Source organism: Bradyrhizobium sp. Kon69, assembly GCF_055807515.1.
On sequence record NZ_JBVVOS010000014.1, the window covers coordinates 157,502 to 176,353 of the forward strand.

General features: G+C 63.8%; 14 protein-coding genes. 10 read left to right on the forward strand and 4 right to left on the reverse strand.

The genetic code is table 11. The features are described 5' to 3' along the window. The first annotated feature begins 2 nt into the window (after window positions 1-2). Window positions 3-938, forward strand: a complete 936-nt coding sequence (locus tag AC0L3U_RS19965; RefSeq protein WP_473362898.1) for a glycine--tRNA ligase subunit alpha — start codon at window positions 3-5, stop codon at window positions 936-938. Continuing rightward, window positions 938-3,304: a glycine--tRNA ligase subunit beta gene (gene glyS, locus AC0L3U_RS19970; protein WP_473362899.1), complete on the forward strand. Its 2,367-nt coding sequence runs from the start codon at window positions 938-940 to the stop codon at window positions 3,302-3,304. The genes AC0L3U_RS19965 and glyS overlap by 1 nt, the downstream gene beginning before the upstream one ends. Before the next feature lie 264 nt (window positions 3,305-3,568). Here the strand turns inward: glyS and AC0L3U_RS19975 are convergent, their stop codons facing one another. After that, entirely contained in the window at window positions 3,569-3,922 is a 354-nt protein-coding gene (locus AC0L3U_RS19975) for a DUF1236 domain-containing protein (RefSeq protein WP_027568617.1), read from the reverse strand. Between the two features lie 222 nt (window positions 3,923-4,144). On the opposite strand from AC0L3U_RS19975, the gene AC0L3U_RS19980 reads away from it, so the two are divergent. The 3 genes from AC0L3U_RS19980 (at window position 4,145) to AC0L3U_RS19990 (ending at window position 9,276) form a co-directional block, all read left to right on the forward strand. Beyond that, window positions 4,145-4,300: a DUF3096 domain-containing protein gene (locus AC0L3U_RS19980; protein WP_007594951.1), complete on the forward strand. Its 156-nt coding sequence runs from the start codon at window positions 4,145-4,147 to the stop codon at window positions 4,298-4,300. Window positions 4,301-4,396: 96 nt separating this feature from the next. Beyond that, window positions 4,397-7,375, forward strand: a complete 2,979-nt coding sequence (ppdK, locus tag AC0L3U_RS19985) for a pyruvate, phosphate dikinase (RefSeq protein ID WP_473362900.1) — start codon at window positions 4,397-4,399, stop codon at window positions 7,373-7,375. 446 nt (window positions 7,376-7,821) lie between these two features. Further along, a complete protein-coding gene (locus AC0L3U_RS19990) occupies window positions 7,822-9,276 on the forward strand; it encodes a cell wall hydrolase (protein ID WP_473362901.1) in 1,455 nt (484 codons plus the stop codon). A 162-nt stretch (window positions 9,277-9,438) separates the two neighbouring features. Here the strand turns inward: AC0L3U_RS19990 and nadC are convergent, their stop codons facing one another. The 3 genes from nadC to nadA are packed head-to-tail and all read right to left on the reverse strand — an operon-like array spanning window position 9,439 to window position 13,046. Continuing rightward, window positions 9,439-10,317 carry a carboxylating nicotinate-nucleotide diphosphorylase gene (gene nadC / locus AC0L3U_RS19995; RefSeq protein ID WP_473362902.1) on the reverse strand — a complete coding sequence of 293 codons (879 nt, stop codon included), beginning with the start codon at window positions 10,315-10,317 and terminating at the stop codon, window positions 9,439-9,441. Window positions 10,318-10,328: 11 nt separating this feature from the next. Beyond that, the gene (locus AC0L3U_RS20000) at window positions 10,329-11,930 is read right to left on the reverse strand and encodes an L-aspartate oxidase (protein ID WP_473362903.1); all 1,602 of its coding nucleotides are present in this window, start codon (window positions 11,928-11,930) and stop codon (window positions 10,329-10,331) included. Between the two features lie 9 nt (window positions 11,931-11,939). Next, window positions 11,940-13,046, reverse strand: coding sequence for a quinolinate synthase NadA (nadA, locus tag AC0L3U_RS20005; RefSeq protein ID WP_473362904.1), 1,107 nt, complete (start codon window positions 13,044-13,046; stop codon window positions 11,940-11,942). Window positions 13,047-13,375: 329 nt separating this feature from the next. Between nadA and AC0L3U_RS20010 the strand changes: the two genes are divergently transcribed. From AC0L3U_RS20010 to AC0L3U_RS20030, 5 genes are all read left to right on the forward strand, one after another. Then, on the forward strand, window positions 13,376-14,629 hold the full coding sequence (locus AC0L3U_RS20010; RefSeq protein WP_473362905.1) for an MFS transporter: 1,254 nt from the start codon (window positions 13,376-13,378) through the stop codon (window positions 14,627-14,629). 40 nt (window positions 14,630-14,669) lie between these two features. Beyond that, window positions 14,670-15,656, forward strand: a complete 987-nt coding sequence (gene acuI / locus AC0L3U_RS20015) for an acrylyl-CoA reductase (NADPH) (protein WP_473362906.1) — start codon at window positions 14,670-14,672, stop codon at window positions 15,654-15,656. A 112-nt stretch (window positions 15,657-15,768) separates the two neighbouring features. Beyond that, window positions 15,769-16,368 (forward strand): hypothetical protein, encoded by a 600-nt coding sequence (locus AC0L3U_RS20020; RefSeq protein WP_473362907.1) that lies wholly within the window; start codon window positions 15,769-15,771, stop codon window positions 16,366-16,368. A 162-nt stretch (window positions 16,369-16,530) separates the two neighbouring features. Then, a complete protein-coding gene (locus AC0L3U_RS20025) occupies window positions 16,531-16,782 on the forward strand; it encodes a DUF6894 family protein (RefSeq protein WP_007594936.1) in 252 nt (83 codons plus the stop codon). A 208-nt stretch (window positions 16,783-16,990) separates the two neighbouring features. Next, complete coding sequence (locus tag AC0L3U_RS20030; protein WP_456765554.1) at window positions 16,991-18,724, forward strand: methyl-accepting chemotaxis protein; 1,734 nt, start codon at window positions 16,991-16,993, stop codon at window positions 18,722-18,724. Window positions 18,725-18,852 lie beyond the last annotated feature (128 nt).

An 18,852-nucleotide genomic window follows, 5' to 3' on the forward strand; every position in this document is an offset into this window, starting at 1 on the left:
CGATGGACGCCTCCTTGCCCGCCCATATGCGCCCGGAACGCTCGTTCCAGGGTTTTATCCTCGCGCTCCAGCGGTTCTGGGCCGAGCAGGGCTGCGTGATCCTGCAGCCCTACGACATGGAAATGGGTGCGGGTACCTTCCATCCGGCGACCACGCTGCGCGCGCTTGGGCCAAAGCCGTGGAATGCGGCCTATGTGCAGCCTTCGCGCCGCCCCAAGGACGGTCGCTACGGCGAGAATCCGAACCGGCTGCAGCACTACTACCAGTTCCAGGTGATCATGAAGCCGTCGCCGCCGAACCTTCAGGAGCTGTACCTGAAGTCGCTCGCCGCGATCGGGATCGATTCCGCCGTGCACGACATTCGCTTCGTCGAGGACGATTGGGAGAGCCCGACGCTGGGCGCCTGGGGCCTCGGCTGGGAGTGCTGGTGCGACGGCATGGAAGTCAGCCAGTTCACCTATTTCCAGCAGGTCGCGGGTGTCGAATGCGCGCCGGTCGCGGGCGAGCTCACCTACGGGCTTGAGCGGCTCGCGATGTACGTGCAGGGCGTCGATCGGGTCTACGACCTCAACTTCAACGGCCGCGACGGTGATGCCAAGGTCACCTATGGCGACGTCTTCCTGCAGGCCGAGCGGGAATATTCGAAGCACAATTTCGAAGTGGCCGACACCGCGATGCTGTTCGAGCAATTCAAGATGGCGGAAGCCGCTTGCCGGAAATATCTCGAGGCCGGCTGGAAAGATAGTAAGCGCGAGGCGCATCTGATGTCGCTGCCGGCCTATGACCAGTGCATCAAGGCGAGCCACGTGTTCAACCTGCTCGACGCGCGCGGCGTGATCTCGGTGACGGAGCGGCAGAGCTACATTCTTCGCGTGCGCGAATTGGCAAAGGCTTGCGGCGAGGCCTGGATACATACTGAAGCGGGCGGAGCGGCCTGATGCCTGATTTGTTGCTTGAACTGTTCTCCGAAGAAATCCCCGCGCGCATGCAGGCCAAGGCGGCCGACGATCTGCGCCGCATGGTCACCGACAAGCTCGTCGCCGAAGGTCTCGTCTACGAAGGCGCGAAGGCGTTCGCGACGCCGCGCCGGCTCGCACTCACCGTGCACGGCATCCCTGCGCGCCAGCCTGATCTGAAGACCGAACGCCGCGGACCGAAGATCGGTGCGGCCGACGCGGCCGTGCAGGGTTTTCTGAAAGCGACAGGTTTGACGTCGCTGGATGAGGCCAAGATCCAGCGCGACCCGAAGGGCGACTTCTACATCGCGCTGATCGAGAAACCCGGCCGCGATGCCATCGACGTGCTCGCGGAAATTATCTCGACCGTCGTTATGTCCTTCCCGTGGCCTAAATCGATGCGTTGGGGCTCCGTGGAACAGAACAAGGAAGTGGCCTTCTTAGTCACCGAGAGCGGAGATAGGATTGTCACGGAATCGGGGGATCAAATAGTCGTCGATACCTGGCTGCGGTGGGTTAGGCCGTTGCATTCAATCGTTGCGACATTTGGCCTTGAGACAGAGGAGCCCGAGATCGTTCCGTTTACAGTTGGTGGGGTGCGCGCTGGCAATGTGACGCGCGGTCATCGTTTTCTGGCCCCGGAGCCAATTCAAGTCCGTCGCTTCGAAGACTATGAAGCCAAGCTGAAAGCTGCGAAGGTTATTCTTGATCCGCAGACGCGCAAGGACATTATCCTCGCGGACGCCAAAGAGTTGACGTTCGCGCAGGGACTTGAACTGGTCGAGGATCAAGTGCTGCTTGACGAGGTTTCGGGTCTGGTCGAATGGCCAGTCGTAATGATGGGCTCGTTCGAGAAGGAATATCTCGAGATTCCGGACGAGGTGATCCGCGCCACCATCCGCAACAACCAGAAGTGTTTTGTGGTCAAGGATCCCAAGACAGATAAGCTAACCAACAAGTTCGTTCTGACTGCGAATATCGAGGCGGCCGACGGCGGCAAGGTTATCGTCGCCGGTAACGAACGCGTCATCCGCCCGCGCTTGTCGGACGCAAAATTCTTCTACGAGGCGGACCGGAAAACCAAGCTTCAGGATCGGCTGGGGAAATTTGACGACATCGTCTTCCACGAGCAGCTGGGCACGCAGGCTGCGCGCATCGAGCGCATCAAAGATCTTTCCAGTGTGATTGCTGGCCTCTTATGGCAGCAGCGTGACGCTTTCTTTGGAGAGCGATTCCTCGGTGCGGACGGCTTACGCACAGAAGAGGACTACATCCGCTTGGTTCAGCGAGCTGCCATTCTTGCAAAAGCCGATCTGCTTACAGAGGTGGTCGGCGAATTTCCCGAACTGCAAGGGCTCATGGGAAAATACTACGCTCGATCGCAGGGCGAACACCCGTTGGTCGCTGCTGCATGCGAAGAGCACTACAAGCCGCAGGGGCCAAGTGATCGCGTCCCAACCGATCCCGTAAGTGTCGCGGTCGCACTGGCAGACAAACTCGATACGCTTGTGGGCTTCTGGGCGATTGGCGAAAAACCAACAGGTAGCAAGGACCCATATGCGTTGCGACGCGCGGCGCTTGGTGTAATACGCATCATCTCGGAAAATTCAATTCGTCTGCCTTTTGTAGCCTTCTTATTTGGGGTTATCGGCGCGATGCTTGATCGAGTCTCGCCGTTCAACGGTGATGAAGGTGATTTCGATAAGTTGCTTGCATCGATAGCTACGACAGAACTCTCTGACGAGATCAGATCTCGTGTTGAAGTGCTCCCAACCATCAATGAAAAATATCGAAGTGCCCGAGCAATGAAGGAGTACTTCAGCTTTATTCACTTCATGGCGGAGCGCCTGAAATTTTATCTCCGAGATAGGGGCGCGCGGCACGACCTGGTTGATGCAGTGTTTACCTTTGGAGGACTCTACGGCGACGACTTCTTGATGGTGATCCGGCGCATCGATGCACTTGCATTTTTCTTGTCAACCGACGACGGCAAGAACATGCTGGCTGCTACGAAACGGGCGAGTAACCTCCTCGCGATTGAAGAGAAAAAGGATAAAAGAAGCTACGGGGGGCACCCGTCTCCAGAGCTGTTCCGGACTGCTTTTGAGATGGATGTTGCGCGCGTAATCGAACTCACCAAGCGAGAATCGGCTGCGGCCGTTGAGCGAGGTGACTTTGAAGCGGCGATGGTGCCTATCGCCAAGTTGCGCGGTTCGGTCGACGCTTTTTTTGCTAATGTTATGGTCAACGATGACAATCCCAAAGTCCGCGAGAACCGCCTGAAATTGCTCAACGAGATCCGCAGCGCCACGCGTGCGGTGGCGGATTTCTCGAAGATCCAGGATTGATCTCGCGCCCCGGACGCAGCGCAGCGCTTCTTGGCGGTGCGCTGCAGAGCCGGGGCCCATGCAGCCGCAAAAGATTCTGGGTCCCGCTCCGCGCCGCAACGGGACGCGCTGCGTCGCGTCCGGGACACGAGAGCACCCGCACACCAAGCACAAAAAGCCCCGCCCGGCGGGGGGAGGACCGGGCGGGGCCTGATGTCCGACTCTACTGCTCGCGTCAGCCTGATTGATGTGACGCGCCGGACACCTAGTCGATCCCTGAAGACGCTAGTCCATCACCTCGACGATGCGCCGCGAGCGCGGCTCGACCAGCACAGTCTCGCCGTTCACGACGGTGTAGCGATAGGTGGTGGCGCCGAAACGCTGCGGCACGTCATAATAGGTGACGCCGCTTTCAGGTAAGGTGGCACCGACCACCACGCGATCCGGGATGCGGAAAGCCGGCACGCGTTGTTCGACGACATAGTCGCGGAACGCCGGCCGCTGCTCGACGGCAATGGTCGGGCCGCTGTCGACGACGACGGGCGCGCGTCCCACTGTGACGCCGCTTTGCGCCTGCGCCGCAAGGGGCGAGCCGATCGCGGCCGCGAGCGCTGCAAGAGCAAGAATCCTGTTCCGCATGGGCAACTCCTTCGAGAAGGTTTTCGGGAAGCGCCAATGGCGCGACCGGTTGCCAATGCATGCGTCTTCACGATGTTCCGGAAAACGGCCGCCGCATTCGCGGCATTTTCGGGCAGTTTTCGCGAAGCCGGGAACTCGCGCGGGCCCAGTGCGTCTCTACCCGCGGAACCCAGTCCGCTATGATCCCGCCGCGATTCGCCCCCACCCACGGAAAGAAAATTCATGCACATCACCGTCGCCCATATCTCGCCGATCCTGTCGCTGCTTGCGGGTGTGCTCATCCTGATCATGCCGCGCCTCCTGAACCTGATCGTCGCGATTTTTCTCATCATAAATGGTGCGATCGGGCTCGGATTGTTGAAGTGGCTCCATCTCTAGGCCTTCATTCTACGGAACTCTTCGACTTGCGCGGACCTGCCCAAAGTGGTGTAAGGCCCGCAATTACCCATTCCTCTCGCAGGTTGTGTGCAAGCTATGGCCAAAGCCGCCTCGAAAACTCCAGCGAAAATGCCAGCGAAATCAAAGTCCTCCGCCAAGGCGAAAGCCGCGCCGGCGGCCCGCAAGGCACTTGCCAAGCGCGCCCCGAAGCCCGTGGCCAAGGCCGCTGTGAAGCCGGTCGTCAAGGCTGCTGCCAAGCCGGCTGTGAAGCCTGCCGCCAAGTCGATTTCCAAGGCTGTTGCTAAGGCACCGACCAAACCGGTTGCGCCGAAGGTTGCCGTGAAGCCGGCACCGAGCAAGGCTGCTTCAAGCAAGGCCGCGCCTGTTGCGGCCAAGGCCGGCAAGTGGGTGTTCACGTTCGGCGACGGCAAGGCCGAGGGCAAAGCGGAGATGCGCGACCTGCTCGGCGGCAAGGGCGCCAACCTCGCCGAGATGGCCAATCTCGGGCTGCCGGTGCCTCCTGGCTTCACCATCCCGACCTCGGTCTGCACCTACTTCTACGCGCACGACAAATCCTATCCGAAAGAATTGAAGTCGCAGGTTGAGAAGGCGCTCGACCATGTCGGCAAGTTGACCGGCAAGATCTTCGGCGATTCCAGGAACCCGCTGCTCGTCTCCGTACGTTCCGGCGGCCGCGCCTCGATGCCGGGCATGATGGACACGGTGCTCAATCTCGGCCTCAACGACGAGACCGTGGAAGCGCTGTCGGAACTGTCGGGCGATCGCCGCTTCGCCTATGACAGCTATCGCCGCTTCATCACCATGTATTCGGACGTGGTGCTCGGCTTCGAGCATCATCATTTCGAGGAAATCCTCGACACCTTCAAGGACAGCCAGGGCTACACGCTCGACACGGATCTCACCGCCGACGACTGGGTCGATCTGGTCGGCAAGTACAAGGACGCAGTCGCGCGCGAAACCGGCAAGGATTTTCCGCAGGATCCGCACGACCAGCTCTGGGGCGCGATTGGCGCGGTGTTTTCATCCTGGATGAACGCCCGCGCGGTGACCTATCGCAGGCTGCACGACATTCCGGAATCCTGGGGCACCGCGGTCAACGTGCAGGCCATGGTGTTCGGCAACATGGGCGAGACCTCGGCGACCGGCGTTGCCTTCACGCGCAATCCTTCGACCGGCGAGAGCAAGCTCTACGGCGAGTTCCTGATCAACGCGCAAGGCGAGGACGTGGTGGCGGGCATCCGCACGCCGCAGGACATCACCGAGGAAGCGCGCAAGGACTCGGGCTCCGACAAGGCGTCGATGGAATCGGCGATGCCGGAGGCCTTCAAGGAGCTGACCCGGATCTACACGCTACTCGAGAAGCACTACCGCGACATGCAGGACATGGAGTTCACGGTCGAGCAGGGCAAGCTCTGGATGCTCCAGACCCGCGGCGGCAAGCGCACCGCGAAAGCGGCGCTGCGCATCGCGGTCGAGCTCGCCAATGAAGGCCTGATCACCAAGAAGGAAGCGGTGACGCGGATCGACCCCGCCTCGCTCGACCAGCTGCTGCATCCGACCATCGACCCCAATGCCAAGCGCGACGTGATCGCGACCGGCCTGCCGGCCTCGCCGGGTGCGGCCTCCGGCGAGATCGTGTTCTCCTCGGACGAGGCGGCCAAGCTTCAGGCCGACGGCCGCAAGGTGATTCTGGTCCGGATCGAGACCAGCCCCGAGGACATCCACGGCATGCACGCCGCCGAAGGCATCTTGACCACCCGCGGCGGCATGACCTCGCATGCTGCGGTGGTCGCGCGTGGCATGGGCAAGCCCTGCGTCTCCGGCTGCGGCACCATCCGCGTCGATTACGGCCGCGGCACCATGAGCATCGGCTCGCGCACCTTCAAGACCGGCGACGTCATCACCATTGACGGCTCGCTCGGCCAGGTGCTCGCCGGCCGCATGCCGATGATCGAGCCCGAGCTGTCCGGCGAGTTCGGCACGCTGATGAAATGGGCCGACCAAGTCCGCAAGATCGGCGTGCGCGTCAACGCTGACACGCCGGAGGACGCGCACACTGCGATCAAGTTCGGCGCGGAAGGCATCGGCCTGTGCCGTACCGAGCACATGTTCTTCGAGGAGACGCGCATCCGCACGGTGCGCGAGATGATCCTCTCCGAGGACGAGCAGTCGCGCCGCGCTGCGCTGGCAAAGCTGCTCCCGATGCAGCGCGCCGACTTCGTCGAGCTGTTCGAGATCATGAAGGGCCTCCCCGTCACGATCCGCTTGCTTGATCCGCCGCTGCACGAGTTCCTGCCGCACACCCATGCCGAGGTCGAGGAAGTGGCGCGCGCCATGAACACCGACCCGCGGCGCCTGGCCGACCGCGCGCGCGAGCTGTCGGAGTTCAATCCGATGCTCGGCTTCCGCGGCTGCCGTATCGCGATCGCCTATCCCGAGATCGCCGAGATGCAGGCGCGTGCGATCTTCGAAGCGGCGGTCGAGGCCGAGAAGCGCACCGGCAAGGCCGTCGGCCTCGAGGTGATGGTGCCGCTGATCGCCACCAAGATGGAGCTCGACCTCGTCAAGGCGCGCATCGATTCCACCGCGAAGGCGGTGATGCGCGACACCAACACCAAGCTGACCTATCAGGTCGGCACCATGATCGAGCTGCCGCGCGCCTGCCTGCTCGCGGCCGAGATCGCGGAGAGCGCCGAGTTCTTCTCGTTCGGCACCAACGATCTCACGCAGACGACCTACGGCATCAGCCGTGACGATGCCGCGAGCTTCCTCGGCACCTACGTGTCCAAGGGCATCCTGCCGATCGATCCCTTCGTCGCGCTCGACCAGGAAGGCGTCGGCGAGCTCGTCAAGATCGGCGTCGCACGGGGCCGCAAGACGCGCGCCTCGCTCAAGGTCGGCATCTGCGGCGAGCACGGCGGCGATCCTGCCTCCGTCGCCTTCTGCCACGCGATCGGCCTCGACTACGTCTCCTGCTCGCCCTACCGTGTCCCGATCGCCCGCCTCGCCGCCGCGCAAGCCGCGCTTGGCAAAGCGGTTGCAAGCCAGGCGTAAGCGGAGCGGCGAGTTGAAATGTTGAGAGCGAAAGAGGCGGGGCAAACCCCGCCTCTTTCATTTCACGCACCGCTCTTTCCACGCCGTCATTGCGAGCGCAGCGAAGCAATCCAGAATCTTACCCCGGCGGCAGTCTGGATTGCTTCGCTGCGCTCGCAATGACGCGTTTGCAACACCGGGAACCCATCGCGCGTCCCGTAATGACACGTGCGCGCAAGAGTTCCTTCACCATTCGCGTTGACCAATTGTTTACCCCGTCGCGTGAGGGCGCATTTACCAAGGTGCATCATCACTCCGTGAAAACACCTGCGATTGCTTGCGTGTGCCGCATGCGCAACGCCGATTAACGCCCCGGCAACCTAAATTAGATACTCACGATAAAGATCGAATTGCACGGATGTACTGCGGCTCGATTTTTCTAGCGTAAGCGTAGCGTGAGCGTATCGATGTTTTTGTTGCGTACCCATCCGAAGGGCGCGCGGTTCGCGTCCTTCGGCATCGGTCTCTGCATCTTCGCATTGATGCCGAGAGAGACCGGCTATCAGGACATTGCCTCGCTGCTGGCGCGGCAACCCGGCGTCGCGGAGCGTTGGCAGAAGCAGGTGTTCTCTGCTGCGTCCTCCATACAGCTCGCCACCTACAGTTTTTCCCGGCCGATCGGCACTTCGGCTCCGCAGAGCGCGATGGTTCGCCTCGCGAGCCTCGATGGCCGCGACGTCACCGGCGCGATCAGCCGCAATCCGGCGCTGCAGGCGCCGCCGCGCTACCAGGCCGCCGATTTTCCCAAGGTCGATCGCTCTATGAAGGGTGATCGGCTCGCAACGGTCACACCAACGCAGGCTCCCGAAGCGGGCGCGCCGACGGCAGCGCCGACGCAGGAAGATCCCGCGACGTCGAACAGCTCGGTGTTCGGCGCCAAGACGGTCGCGCTGCCACCGGCGATGTCGCCGGAGTCCGCGGCCGCGCTCGATCCCGAACTTGCGGAAGCGCTGCGCGCACCGCCGCTGCCGCAATACACCAATGCGCCACAAGCCAGCGACGCTGCGCGTTCGCTCGCGCTCCAACCGCTCGAAGCCCTGAAGCAGGCCACCATTCCGGCCGCACCGCCGCGCGATCCGTTCCGCGTCAAGACCTCGAACCTGTTCTTCGGCAGTTCCTCGCTTGGTGGCAATGTCGAGAGCATCGAGAGCTGGCAACCGGGTGCGGAGCCGCTGATCGTGATGCCCGACCCCGAAATGAAGGTGACGGCCTCGCTGTCGCCGCCGTCGGAGGATATTGCGAAGGATATCGAAAGCGGCGAGAGCGTCGCGCCGAAGGGTGAGGTCAACGTCGACAATCAGCGCGCCAGATCGCCGGCGGAACGGCTCGCGCTCGACGACAAGTCGCGCGCGAAGTCCGAAAAATGCCTTGCAGAGGCCGTCTATTTCGAGTCCCGCGGCGAGGCCGTGCGCGGTCAGATGGCGGTTGCGCAGGTGGTGATGAACCGCGTGTTCTCCGGCAAATATCCGGACACGGTGTGCGGCGCCGTCTATCAGAACAAGCACCGGCATCTCGCCTGCCAGTTCACCTTTGCCTGCGACAACAATGCCGACGTGATCCGCGAGCCCGAGATGTGGGAGCGTGCGAAAAAGATCTCGAAGGCCATGCTCGACGGCCAGATCTGGCTGCCCGAGGTCGGCAAGTCCACGCACTACCACGCCTATTGGGTGCGCCCGTCCTGGGTCGCCGAGATGAAGAAGATGTACAAGACCGGCGTCCACACCTTCTATCGCCCACGCGCCTGGGGCGACGGCAGCGAGGAGCCGAGCTGGGGCACCCCGGCGCAGACCGCCGCGCTGTCCGCCGAACTCACCCAGGAAGCCAAGAGCTCCGCCGAGATGGGCGCGACCGAGCGGCGGTAGGCGTTCTTTACCTCGCCCCGCTTGCGGGGAGAGGTCAGATTGCATCGAAGATGCAATCTGGGTGAGGGGGACTCTCCACGAGTCCAACTCTCACCTTCCCTGTGGAGGCTCCCCCTCACCCCAACCCTCTCCCTGCAAGCGGGGCGAGGGAGAAGACCCGCCTCACGCCTCGATATCCAGCGCGCAGTCGAAATTCGGTGCCGAATGCGTCAGCGCGCCGGCTGAAGCGTAGTCGACGCCGGTCGCCGCGATGGCTGCGATCGAGTCCAGGGTGACGCCGCCGGATGCCTCCAGCTTGAGGCGTCCCTCGTTGATCCCAACGGCTTCGCGCAGCGTCGCAATGTCCATGTTGTCGAGCAGCACGGCGTCGGCAAGGCCGGTGTCGAGCACCTCGCGCAACTGCGTCAGCGTGTCGACCTCGATCTCGATCTTGACGAGATGGCCGGCATGGGCGCGGGCGCGCTCCAGCACGGGGCGGATACCGCCGGCGACCGCGACGTGGTTGTCCTTGATCAGAATCGCGTCGTCGAGCCCGAAGCGGTGATTGAAGCCGCCGCCGCAACGTACCGCGTATTTCTCCAACGGCCGCAGTCCCGGCGTGGTTTTTCGCGTGCAACAGATCCGCATCCGGCTGCCCTCGGTGCGCGCAACATAGTCCGCCGTGAGCGTCGCGACGCCCGACAGGCGGCCGACGAAATTCAGCGCGGTCCGCTCCGCCGTGAGGATGGCGCGTGCCGGCCCCGAGATCGTCAGCACCTGCTGCCCGCGGGCGATGCGCGCGGCGTCGCGAACATGTGCCCGTATCTCGATGTCCGGCGAAAGCTTTTGCAGAGTGGCGAGCGCCAGCGGCAAGCCGGCGATCACCCCGGATTGCCGTGCGACCAGGATCGCTTGCGCCTTCGTTGCCTCGGGAATCGTCGCAAGCGAGGTGATGTCGCCGGCGCGGCCGAGATCCTCATCGAGCGCGCGGTGCACAGCCTCGTCGAGCGCGAGCGGGGAAAGGAAGGCGTCGGGATAGAGCACAGAGATCGGGGTGATCATGGCAGACTCCGTCAGGCGATCATGGGTTGCGTGGTGCGTGGTGTCGGGCGTTCGGTCAGGCCATCTGCGATCTCGCGCACTGCTGCGAGCGTCGTCATCGTGCGTTGCGCGAGCGCGGGAACGTCCGCGGAATGGTCGGAGCGGAAATGCGCACCGCGGCTCTCGCGCCGGTTCCAGGCCGACGCGGCCACGAGCAGGGCTGCCGTTGCCATGTTGCGCACCGCAATGCTCGTGGCCTCGCGTTCGAGCGCGGCGAAGCCGCGAACTGCTTCCGTAAGCCCGTCACCATCGCGGATCACGCCGACATGCGTGCTCATCAGCATCCGCAGCCGCTTCACGGCCGCGGCATCCGGCGCGCCGTCCCGCGGCGTCGCCACGTCCGCAAGGCGGGCGGGCGAGGGAATGGCGCGGCCGGCGATGTCGTCGGCGATGCGCGCGGCGTAGACCACGGCCTCCAGCAGCGAATTCGACGCAAGCCGGTTCGCGCCATGCGCGCCGGTGGACGACACTTCGCCGCCGGCCCACAGTCCGTCGATCGAGCTGCGGCCGCGATCGTCCACCGCGATGCCGCCCATGTGGTAGTGCGACGCCGGTGCGATCGGGATGACCTGCGTGGCGGGATCGATGCCAGCGGCGATGCAGCTCGCATGAACGGTCGGGAATTTGTCGACAAAGCGTGCGCCGAGCGCCTGCCGCGCATCGAGGAAGGCGCCGCGCCCGGCCGAGATCTCCGCGAACACGCCGCGGGCCACGATGTCGCGCGGTGCAAGCTCGGCGAGCGGATGACGCGCCGCCATGAAACGCTCGCCACGGCCGTTGATCAGTGTCGCGCCTTCGCCGCGCAACGCTTCCGTGGCGAGCGGCGCGGGATCGCGGCCGACCATGATGGCGGTCGGGTGAAACTGCACGAACTCGGGATCTGCAATGACCGCGCCCGCGCGTGCGGCAATCGCGAGGCCGGATCCGCTGGCCTCGCGCGGATTGGTGGTGACGGCATAGAGATGGCCGATGCCGCCCGTGGCCAGCACCACGGTGCGCGCGGCGATGAGGACCGGGCGTGCTGCCGCGTCGCCAGCTTCGCGCAACTGAAGACCGGTGACGGCGCCGTCCTCGGTCAACAGCGCCTCGGCGACGAAACCTTCGATCAGTCGGATCGACGGCGTGCGCCGCACGGCGTCGCTCAGCGCCGCGATGATGGCTGCGCCCGCGCCGTCGCCGCGCACATGCACGATGCGCCGCGCCGAGTGTGCGGCTTCGCGCCCGACTGCGAGCCTGCCTTCGAGATCGCGGTCGAACGGCACGCCGTAGGCGAGAAGATCGTGAATCCGCGGTGCTGCCTCGCGCGCGATTTCCAATGCGACCGCCTGATCGACGATGCCGCCGCCAACGGCAACCGTGTCCGCGGCGTGCGCTTCCGGCGTATCGCCTTCACCCACGGCCGCGGCGATACCGCCTTGCGCCCATGCGGACGACGCGCCCTGTCCGAGCGGCGCAGCCGAGATCAATGTCACGGGCCGCGGCGCGAGCTTGAGCGCGCAGAACAATCCGGCAAGGCCGCCGCCGACGATGATGACGTCGTCGGAGCGGGTGAGCGTGTTGATGTTGTTTGTCATGGCTTTATCTCAATTCTTTAAATTGATCATCCGTTCAACCGAGCGCCTTGCGCGGTCCGCAAGTGCGGGATCGATCGTCACTTCCTCGCGAAGCGTCAGCAGGCTCTCCAGAATGTTGGCGAGTGTGATGCGCTTCATGTGCGGGCAGATATTGCAGGGACGCAGCATCTCGACATCGGGCAGCTCGGCGCGGACATTGTCGGCCATCGAGCATTCCGTGATCATCACCAGCCGACGCGGCCGCCGCTCGCGCACCCAGTTGATCATGTGCGCGGTCGAGCCGGTGAAGTCGGCCTCGGCCAGCACGTCCGGTGGGCATTCGGGATGGGCGATGATCTGTACGGAGGGATCGGCCTCGCGATAGCTGCGCAGCTCGGCGCCAGTGAAACGCTCGTGCACCTCGCAGGCGCCCTTCCAGGCGATGATCTTCACGTCGGTCTTCGAGGCCACGTAGGTGGCGAGATAGCGGTCGGGCAGGAAGATCACGCTGGGCGCTCTGAGGCTCTCGACCACCTGCACCGCGTTCGACGAGGTGCAGCAGATGTCGACCTCGGCCTTCACCTCCGCGGAGGTGTTGACATAGGCAACGACAGGCACGCCGGGAAATCTGTCGCGGAGCAGGCGGACGTCGGCGCCGGTGATGCTGGCAGCGAGCGAGCAGCCGGCGCGCGTATCAGGAATCAGCACCGTCTTGTCTGGATTGAGCAGTTTCGACGTTTCCGCCATGAAGTGCACGCCGCACTGGACGATGATGCCGGCCTTCACCCTGGTGGCTTCGACCGCGAGCTGGAGCGAATCACCGCCGATATCGGCGACGCAGTGGAAGATCTCCGGCGCCTGGTAATTGTGCGCGAGGATCACCGCGCCCCGGGCCTGCTTCAGCTCGTTGATCGCCTTGATCGTCGGGGCCATCAGCGGCCATTCGATCGGCGGGATGACGTGTTTCACGCGCTCGTAAAGCGGTGCGGTGGCTCGCTCGACCTCCGGCGTCCATTCCAGCGAAGGCATCGGCAGCGGAGGTCCGCTTCGCGCCTGCTCGGTCCGTACCGGGGGGATGAGCTGGCTTTGGGGCCGGCTGGCAAAGTCGTCGGGGCCGTAAATTCCAGTTAGCGGCATCGAAGCCTCCGTGCACGTCACTTATACCCAATATGAGCATATATCGGGCCTGAGAAATCCGGCCGACAGGCCGGGATCCATTTAATATGCTCGATATGAGCAAATAACAAATAGCACGTCGTGTTTGGAGCCGCCAGATCTCGCCGCACACATTTGCGTCAAGTCCGGCCCCTCGGCGCGTCGGCTGAGGCCGTGAGGAAATGCAATGCTGCCGCGCCAGCTCTTCGTGGAATGCAATCGCTTTTGGCTTGGGGTTTTCATGCAGATGCATTAAACGAGCTGGCTCGCGGCTGCCATTTGCGAATCCGCGACGACGCACGAGGAACAGCATGTCGACACAGATGGGCGAGTTCGGTTCGGTCTCCCGTTCCTCCTCCTGGCGCACGCCGGCGATCATCATTCTCTGCGGCTGCGCGATCGGGATGCTCGGCTTCGGCCCGCGCTCGGCGCTCGGCTTCTTCGTGCAGCCGATGAGTCGTGAATATGCCTGGGGCCGCGACGTGTTCGGCCTCGCGATCGCGTTTCAGAATTTGCTGTGGGGACTGGGCCAGCCGGTCGCCGGCGCGGTCGCCGATCGCTTCGGCCTGTTCCGGGTGATGTGCGTCGGCGCTCTGCTCTATGCCGGCGGCTTGCTCCTGATGCGCTATTCCTCGACGCCGTTGTCGCTCAACATCGGCGCTGGCGTCATGGTCGGCTTCGGTCTCGCCGGCTGCTCGTTCAATCTGGTGCTGTCGGCCTTTACCAAGCTCTTGCCGGCCGAGAAGCGCGGCCTTGCACTCGGCGCCGGCACTGCGGCGGGATCGTTCGGGCAGTTCCTGTTCGCACCCATCGGTGTGGCCCTGATCGACAATTTCGGCTGGCAGCAGGCGCTCACCGTGTTCGGCTTCCTGATGCTGTTGATCATCCCGCTGGCGCTGGCGCTCTCGACGCCGCCGGTCGCAAGCACCGCAAACGCGGCGCCTGCGGACCAGCAGACCTTCACCAAAGCGCTCGCGGAAGCCTTCGGCCATCGCTCCTACGTGCTGCTTGTGCTCGGCTTCTTCACCTGCGGCTTCCAGCTTGCCTTCATCACGGTGCATCTGCCGGCCTTCCTGGTCGATAACGGCATCTCCACGCAAATCGGTGGCTGGGTGATCGCGGCGATCGGACTGTTCAACATCATGGGATCGCTGAGCGTCGGTTATCTCCAGAACTCACTGCCCAAGCGCTACATCCTCTCGACCATCTATTTCACCCGCGCGCTTGCGACGCTTGCCTTCATCTCGTTCCCGATCACGCCGTTCTCGGCGATTGCGTTCGGCGCGGTCTCCGGCCTGACCTGGCTGTCGACCGTGCCGCCGACCTCGGCGCTGGTCGCGATCATGTTCGGCACGCGCTGGTTCGCCACCCTCTATGGCTTCGCCTTCGTCAGCCATCAGGTCGGCGGCTTCCTCGGCGTCTGGCTCGGCGGCATCGTGTTCGAGCGGTTCGGTTCCTACACGCCGATCTGGTGGCTCTCGATCCTGTTCGGCGTGCTCTCGGCGCTGATCAATCTTCCGATCGTGGAGAAACCGGTCCAGCGGGCGGTTGCGCAGCCTGCCTGATCGGCTAAACATCCCCTGAAACAAGTCAGGGAGTTTTGCTGTGGCGACGTTCAAGGCGATCCGGATCGACAAGGCGGACAAGGGCACCACCGCGCAGCTCACGCAGTTCGACGAAGCCGAGCTGATGGAGGGCGACGTCACCGTCCGCCTGGAATGGTCGACGTTGAACTACAAGGACGGCCTCGCGCTCACCGGCAAGGCGCCGGTAGTGCGCCGTTTCCCGATGATTGCCGGCATCGATTTCGCCGGCACGGTTGAGCAGTCCTCGCATCCGCAATGGAAGGCGGGCGACAAGGTCGTCTGCACCGGCTGGGGCATGGGCGAGACCCATCTCGGCGCCTATGCCGAGAAGGCGCGGGTGAAAGGCGAGTGGCTGGTCGCGCTTCCGCAGGGCCTGTCGGCGCGCGACGCCATGGCGATCGGCACCGCCGGCTTCACCGCGATGCTGTCCGTGCTGGCGCTGGAGAAGCATGGAGTGTCGCCGAACAGCGGTCCGGTGGTGGTGACGGGCGCGGCGGGCGGCGTCGGCTCGGTTGCGACCGCCGTGCTGTCGAAGCTCGGCTATCATGTCATCGCGTCCACCGGCCGTTCGTCCGAAGCGGACTACCTGAAAGAGATCGGCGCGACCGAGGTGATCGACCGCAACGAATTGTCGGCGGCCGCCAAGCCCATCGCCAAGGAGCGCTGGGCGGGTGGCGTCGACAGCGTCGGCTCGACCACGCTCGCAAACCTGCTGTCGATGACGAAGTACGGCGGCGCGATCGCGGCCTGCGGCTTGGCGGCCGGCATGGACCTGCCGTCTTCCGTCGCACCCTTCATTTTGCGCGGGGTGTGCCTTCTCGGCATCGATTCCGTGATGTGTCCGATCGAGCCGCGGAAAGCCGCCTGGCAACGCTTGGCGTCCGATCTGGATCGGTCAAAACTAGCTGAAATCACTCACGAAATTCCGCTTTCCGACGTTCCGGAGTGGGGCGCAAAAATCCTGGCCGGCCAGGTCCGCGGTCGCACCGTTGTAAAAATTGTCTAACGGCGTTCAGACTTTACCAACCATGCTGCTTCAATGTCGCCATGGTTAGTATGGTAAGCAGCGGGTAAAGAGATAAGGCATAGCCCGCTGCGGGGTTGGTTCGGAGTTGAGCATGCTTGCGCGTATTGTGTTGGGGGCGGTCACGGCGGTAGCGACGCTTGCGCCGGCCATTGCTGGAAGCATGAACGCCGATGAGGCGCGCCGCTTCGTCGCCGGGAAGGTGTTTGCTTTCACCTGTTTTGACGGCACCCGCGGCGCTGGCCGCATCATGGACGACCTCGGCGCCGCCGGGGCCGTGCAGTTCTCGGGTGCAGGTCCGGTGAAACATCTCCGCCTGCCGGGCAACACGCTTCAGATCCGCGGCCAGAACGTCTGCGCCTCCATCAAGGGCATTCCGTTCGAGCCCTGTTTCAACCTTGAAAAGACCGACGATCGCAGTTTCCGCGGATCGGTATCGGGGATGGGCTTCGCCTATTGCGACTTCCATCACCAGGGCGGCAACCAGATGCTGATGGCGCGCGCCGTGGCGCGGCCACGCTCGCTGCGCACTTCGGAACACACGGGTTCGGTCGGCACGCCCAACACCGAAGTCGCCGCGCGTGTCGAGACCCCGCGTGTCGAGAGTAGCCGGCTCGAGCCGGTGAAGCCGCAAGCCAAATCGGAGCCCGCCAGGGACGACGCTCCACTGGAGCTTCGTCGCTCCACCCAGTGAGTTGGGTCGCGGGACAGCCCGCGCACTTTGTCGTTGAGAGCTGCCGTCAAACACGAAGCCGCCGCGCCGTAGTCATACGGACGGCGGCTTTCATGCGTTGGTAGCTGTTCGCACCCCAGTTTGCGTACGGCCGGGGGCGCGGCCCGATAAAAGGGTTCAACGATGTCGCTGTACTTCTTCCGTATCAGCACGGGCCGCTATTCCGGTGCTGCCGACCAGCCGTATGAGTTCGAGGATCGCGCTGCGGCCTGGACCGAGATGACCGAAGTCTGTGCCAATTTGCTCGGCGGCATCTCGCGCGGCCTGAAACAGGACGCCGAATGGCGCATGGAGCTGCTCGACGAGAACAAGGAGCCGGTGTTCCGGATCAGCCTGATCGGCGAGAGCCAGAAGGCCCTTGGTCGTACTGGTTAGAAATCGGGCATCCTACCGCCGCGTGTGGTTAACCTGTTAAGCGCGCGGACCGTGCCATTTTTCAAGGGATTTTCCGGTGAGTCCGGTATTTGTCCGGGGACGGTTGTTAACCGGATAACCACACCTGAAGCTCAGTTTTTAGGCAAGGGCGATCAACGCCGAGGGCGGCCGACAATGACTTGGCCGCGCAATCCCGGGAAACGCCCTCATGTCGAGACTCATCCAGAATCTGCAAATCGGTACCAAGCTCGCGCTCGCTTCGGTGTTCGGCGTTGTTCTCGTCGGCGCCATGATCGCGAGCCAGGTCATCGGCAACAACACCGTGCGTCATTCCAACCAAGGCGCGCTTGCGCAGCAGGAATTGGTGCGCGAGGCCACCGAAGCCAAGCTTGGGATACGCGGCATGCAGCTCGCCGTACGGGACATGCGTCTCGCCAACAATCAGGGTGACTTGCAAAAGGCGAGCGAGACTCTGCTGGAGCGGTCGAAAGCGCTGAACGGCGTCGTCGATTCCATGCTCAGATTGGCGCACTCACCGGAAAATCGCGCGCGGATGGAGAAGCTCAAGTCTACGTCCGCCGATTACCTGAAGGGCGCGCAGCAGAACGCCTCTGTTCGCAGCGAGGCCATTGCCGTTGCGGCCACGGACCCGGTCCGCGCCGCCAAGATTTCCGAGGAAGGCGCGCGCCACATCCGTGAGGTGACGCTGCCGCTCGCTACGCAGCTGGATAATTTGACCAGCGAGATTGCCGATTTCGCCAAGCACAAAGGCGACGAAGAAATCGCGGCCGCGGCACAGGAGATGGCCGCGAGCGAGCGTCTCGGCATGGTGGTCGGCGCGTGCGCCGTGCTCGTTCTCATTGGTTCGTGGCTGATGTCCTTCCTGACCATCGCGCGGCCGATCCGCGCGCTCACGGTTGCCATGGACAAGCTCGCTGGTGGTGACTTCTCTGTTGTCCTGCCGGGTCTCGGCCGCAAGGACGAGGTCGGCGGCGTCGCTGCGGCTGTCGAGAAATTCAAGGTCGTATCGGAGCAGAAGGCGCGCGGGGAAGCGGAAGCCAAGATGCGGCAGGACCAGGTGGCGGCCGAGCAGCGCAAGGCCGATATGCGCAGGCTTGCCGATAGTTTCGAAGGCGCCGTCGGCGAGATCGTCGATACCGTCTCCTCGGCCGCGACGGAGCTCGAGGCTTCGGCCTCGACGTTGACTTCGACGGCGGAGCGGGCACAGGAACTGACGATAGTTGTGGCTGCGGCCTCCGAGGAGGCGTCGACCAACGTGCAGTCGGTTGCCTCCGCGACCGAAGAGCTGTCGTCCTCGATCACCGAGATCAGCCGCCAGGTGCAGGAATCGGCGCGGGTCGCGAGCGAGGCGGTGACCCAGGCCCGAACCACGACCGACCGTGTCGGCGAATTGTCCAAGGCGGCGGCTCGCATTGGCGACGTGGTCGAGCTGATCAACACCATCGCCGGCCAGACCAACCTGCTGGCGCTCAATGCCACCATCGAGGCCGCGCGCGCCGGCGAGGCCGGCCGCGGCTTTGCCGTCGTCGCCTCCGAAGTCAAGGCGCTTGCCGAGCAGACTGCGAAGGCGACCGGCGAGATCGGCCAGCAGATTTCCGGCATTCAGGCCGCGACGCAGGACTCGGTCAGCGCGATCAGCGCCATCAGCAACACCATCGAAAAGCTGTCCGAGATATCATCCACGATCGCTGCGGCCGTCGAAGAGCAGGGCGCGGCGACGCAGGAGATCTCGCGCAACGTGCAGCAGGCGGCGGAAGGTACCCATCAAGTGTCGTCCAACATCACCGACGTGCAGCGCGGTGCGGGCGAAACTGGATCGGCATCCTCGCAAGTGCTGGCAGCAGCGCAGTCGCTGTCCGGCGACAGCAACCGCCTCAAGCTCGAGGTCGGCAAGTTCCTCGATTCCGTGCGCGCCGCCTAAGAACCTCGTTCCAGACAGTTCGGAAGACGCCCTGCCTCCTTAGGCGGGGCGTTTTTGCATCCGATCGTCGCCGCGAACGTCTCGCGCATGCCTTCGGCGAACGTCGGCTGCAAAAGTAAACAGTGGCG

What these genes read in the sequence shown, in the direction of transcription:
- AC0L3U_RS20030 (WP_456765554.1), top strand. Translation starts at nt 16,991, where the DNA reads ATGTCGAGACTCATCCAGAATCTGCAAATCGGTACCAAGCTCGCGCTC.
- AC0L3U_RS19990 (WP_473362901.1), top strand. Translation starts at nt 7,822, where the DNA reads ATGTTTTTGTTGCGTACCCATCCGAAGGGCGCGCGGTTCGCGTCCTTC.
- nadA (WP_473362904.1), bottom strand. Translation starts at nt 13,046, where the DNA reads ATGCCGCTAACTGGAATTTACGGCCCCGACGACTTTGCCAGCCGGCCC.
- AC0L3U_RS19975 (WP_027568617.1), bottom strand. Translation starts at nt 3,922, where the DNA reads ATGCGGAACAGGATTCTTGCTCTTGCAGCGCTCGCGGCCGCGATCGGC.
- AC0L3U_RS19965 (WP_473362898.1), top strand. Translation starts at nt 3, where the DNA reads ATGGACGCCTCCTTGCCCGCCCATATGCGCCCGGAACGCTCGTTCCAG.
- AC0L3U_RS20000 (WP_473362903.1), bottom strand. Translation starts at nt 11,930, where the DNA reads ATGACAAACAACATCAACACGCTCACCCGCTCCGACGACGTCATCATC.
- AC0L3U_RS20020 (WP_473362907.1), top strand. Translation starts at nt 15,769, where the DNA reads ATGCTTGCGCGTATTGTGTTGGGGGCGGTCACGGCGGTAGCGACGCTT.
- AC0L3U_RS19980 (WP_007594951.1), top strand. Translation starts at nt 4,145, where the DNA reads ATGCACATCACCGTCGCCCATATCTCGCCGATCCTGTCGCTGCTTGCG.
- nadC (WP_473362902.1), bottom strand. Translation starts at nt 10,317, where the DNA reads ATGATCACCCCGATCTCTGTGCTCTATCCCGACGCCTTCCTTTCCCCG.
- ppdK (WP_473362900.1), top strand. Translation starts at nt 4,397, where the DNA reads ATGGCCAAAGCCGCCTCGAAAACTCCAGCGAAAATGCCAGCGAAATCA.
- glyS (WP_473362899.1), top strand. Translation starts at nt 938, where the DNA reads ATGCCTGATTTGTTGCTTGAACTGTTCTCCGAAGAAATCCCCGCGCGC.
- AC0L3U_RS20025 (WP_007594936.1), top strand. Translation starts at nt 16,531, where the DNA reads ATGTCGCTGTACTTCTTCCGTATCAGCACGGGCCGCTATTCCGGTGCT.
- AC0L3U_RS20010 (WP_473362905.1), top strand. Translation starts at nt 13,376, where the DNA reads ATGTCGACACAGATGGGCGAGTTCGGTTCGGTCTCCCGTTCCTCCTCC.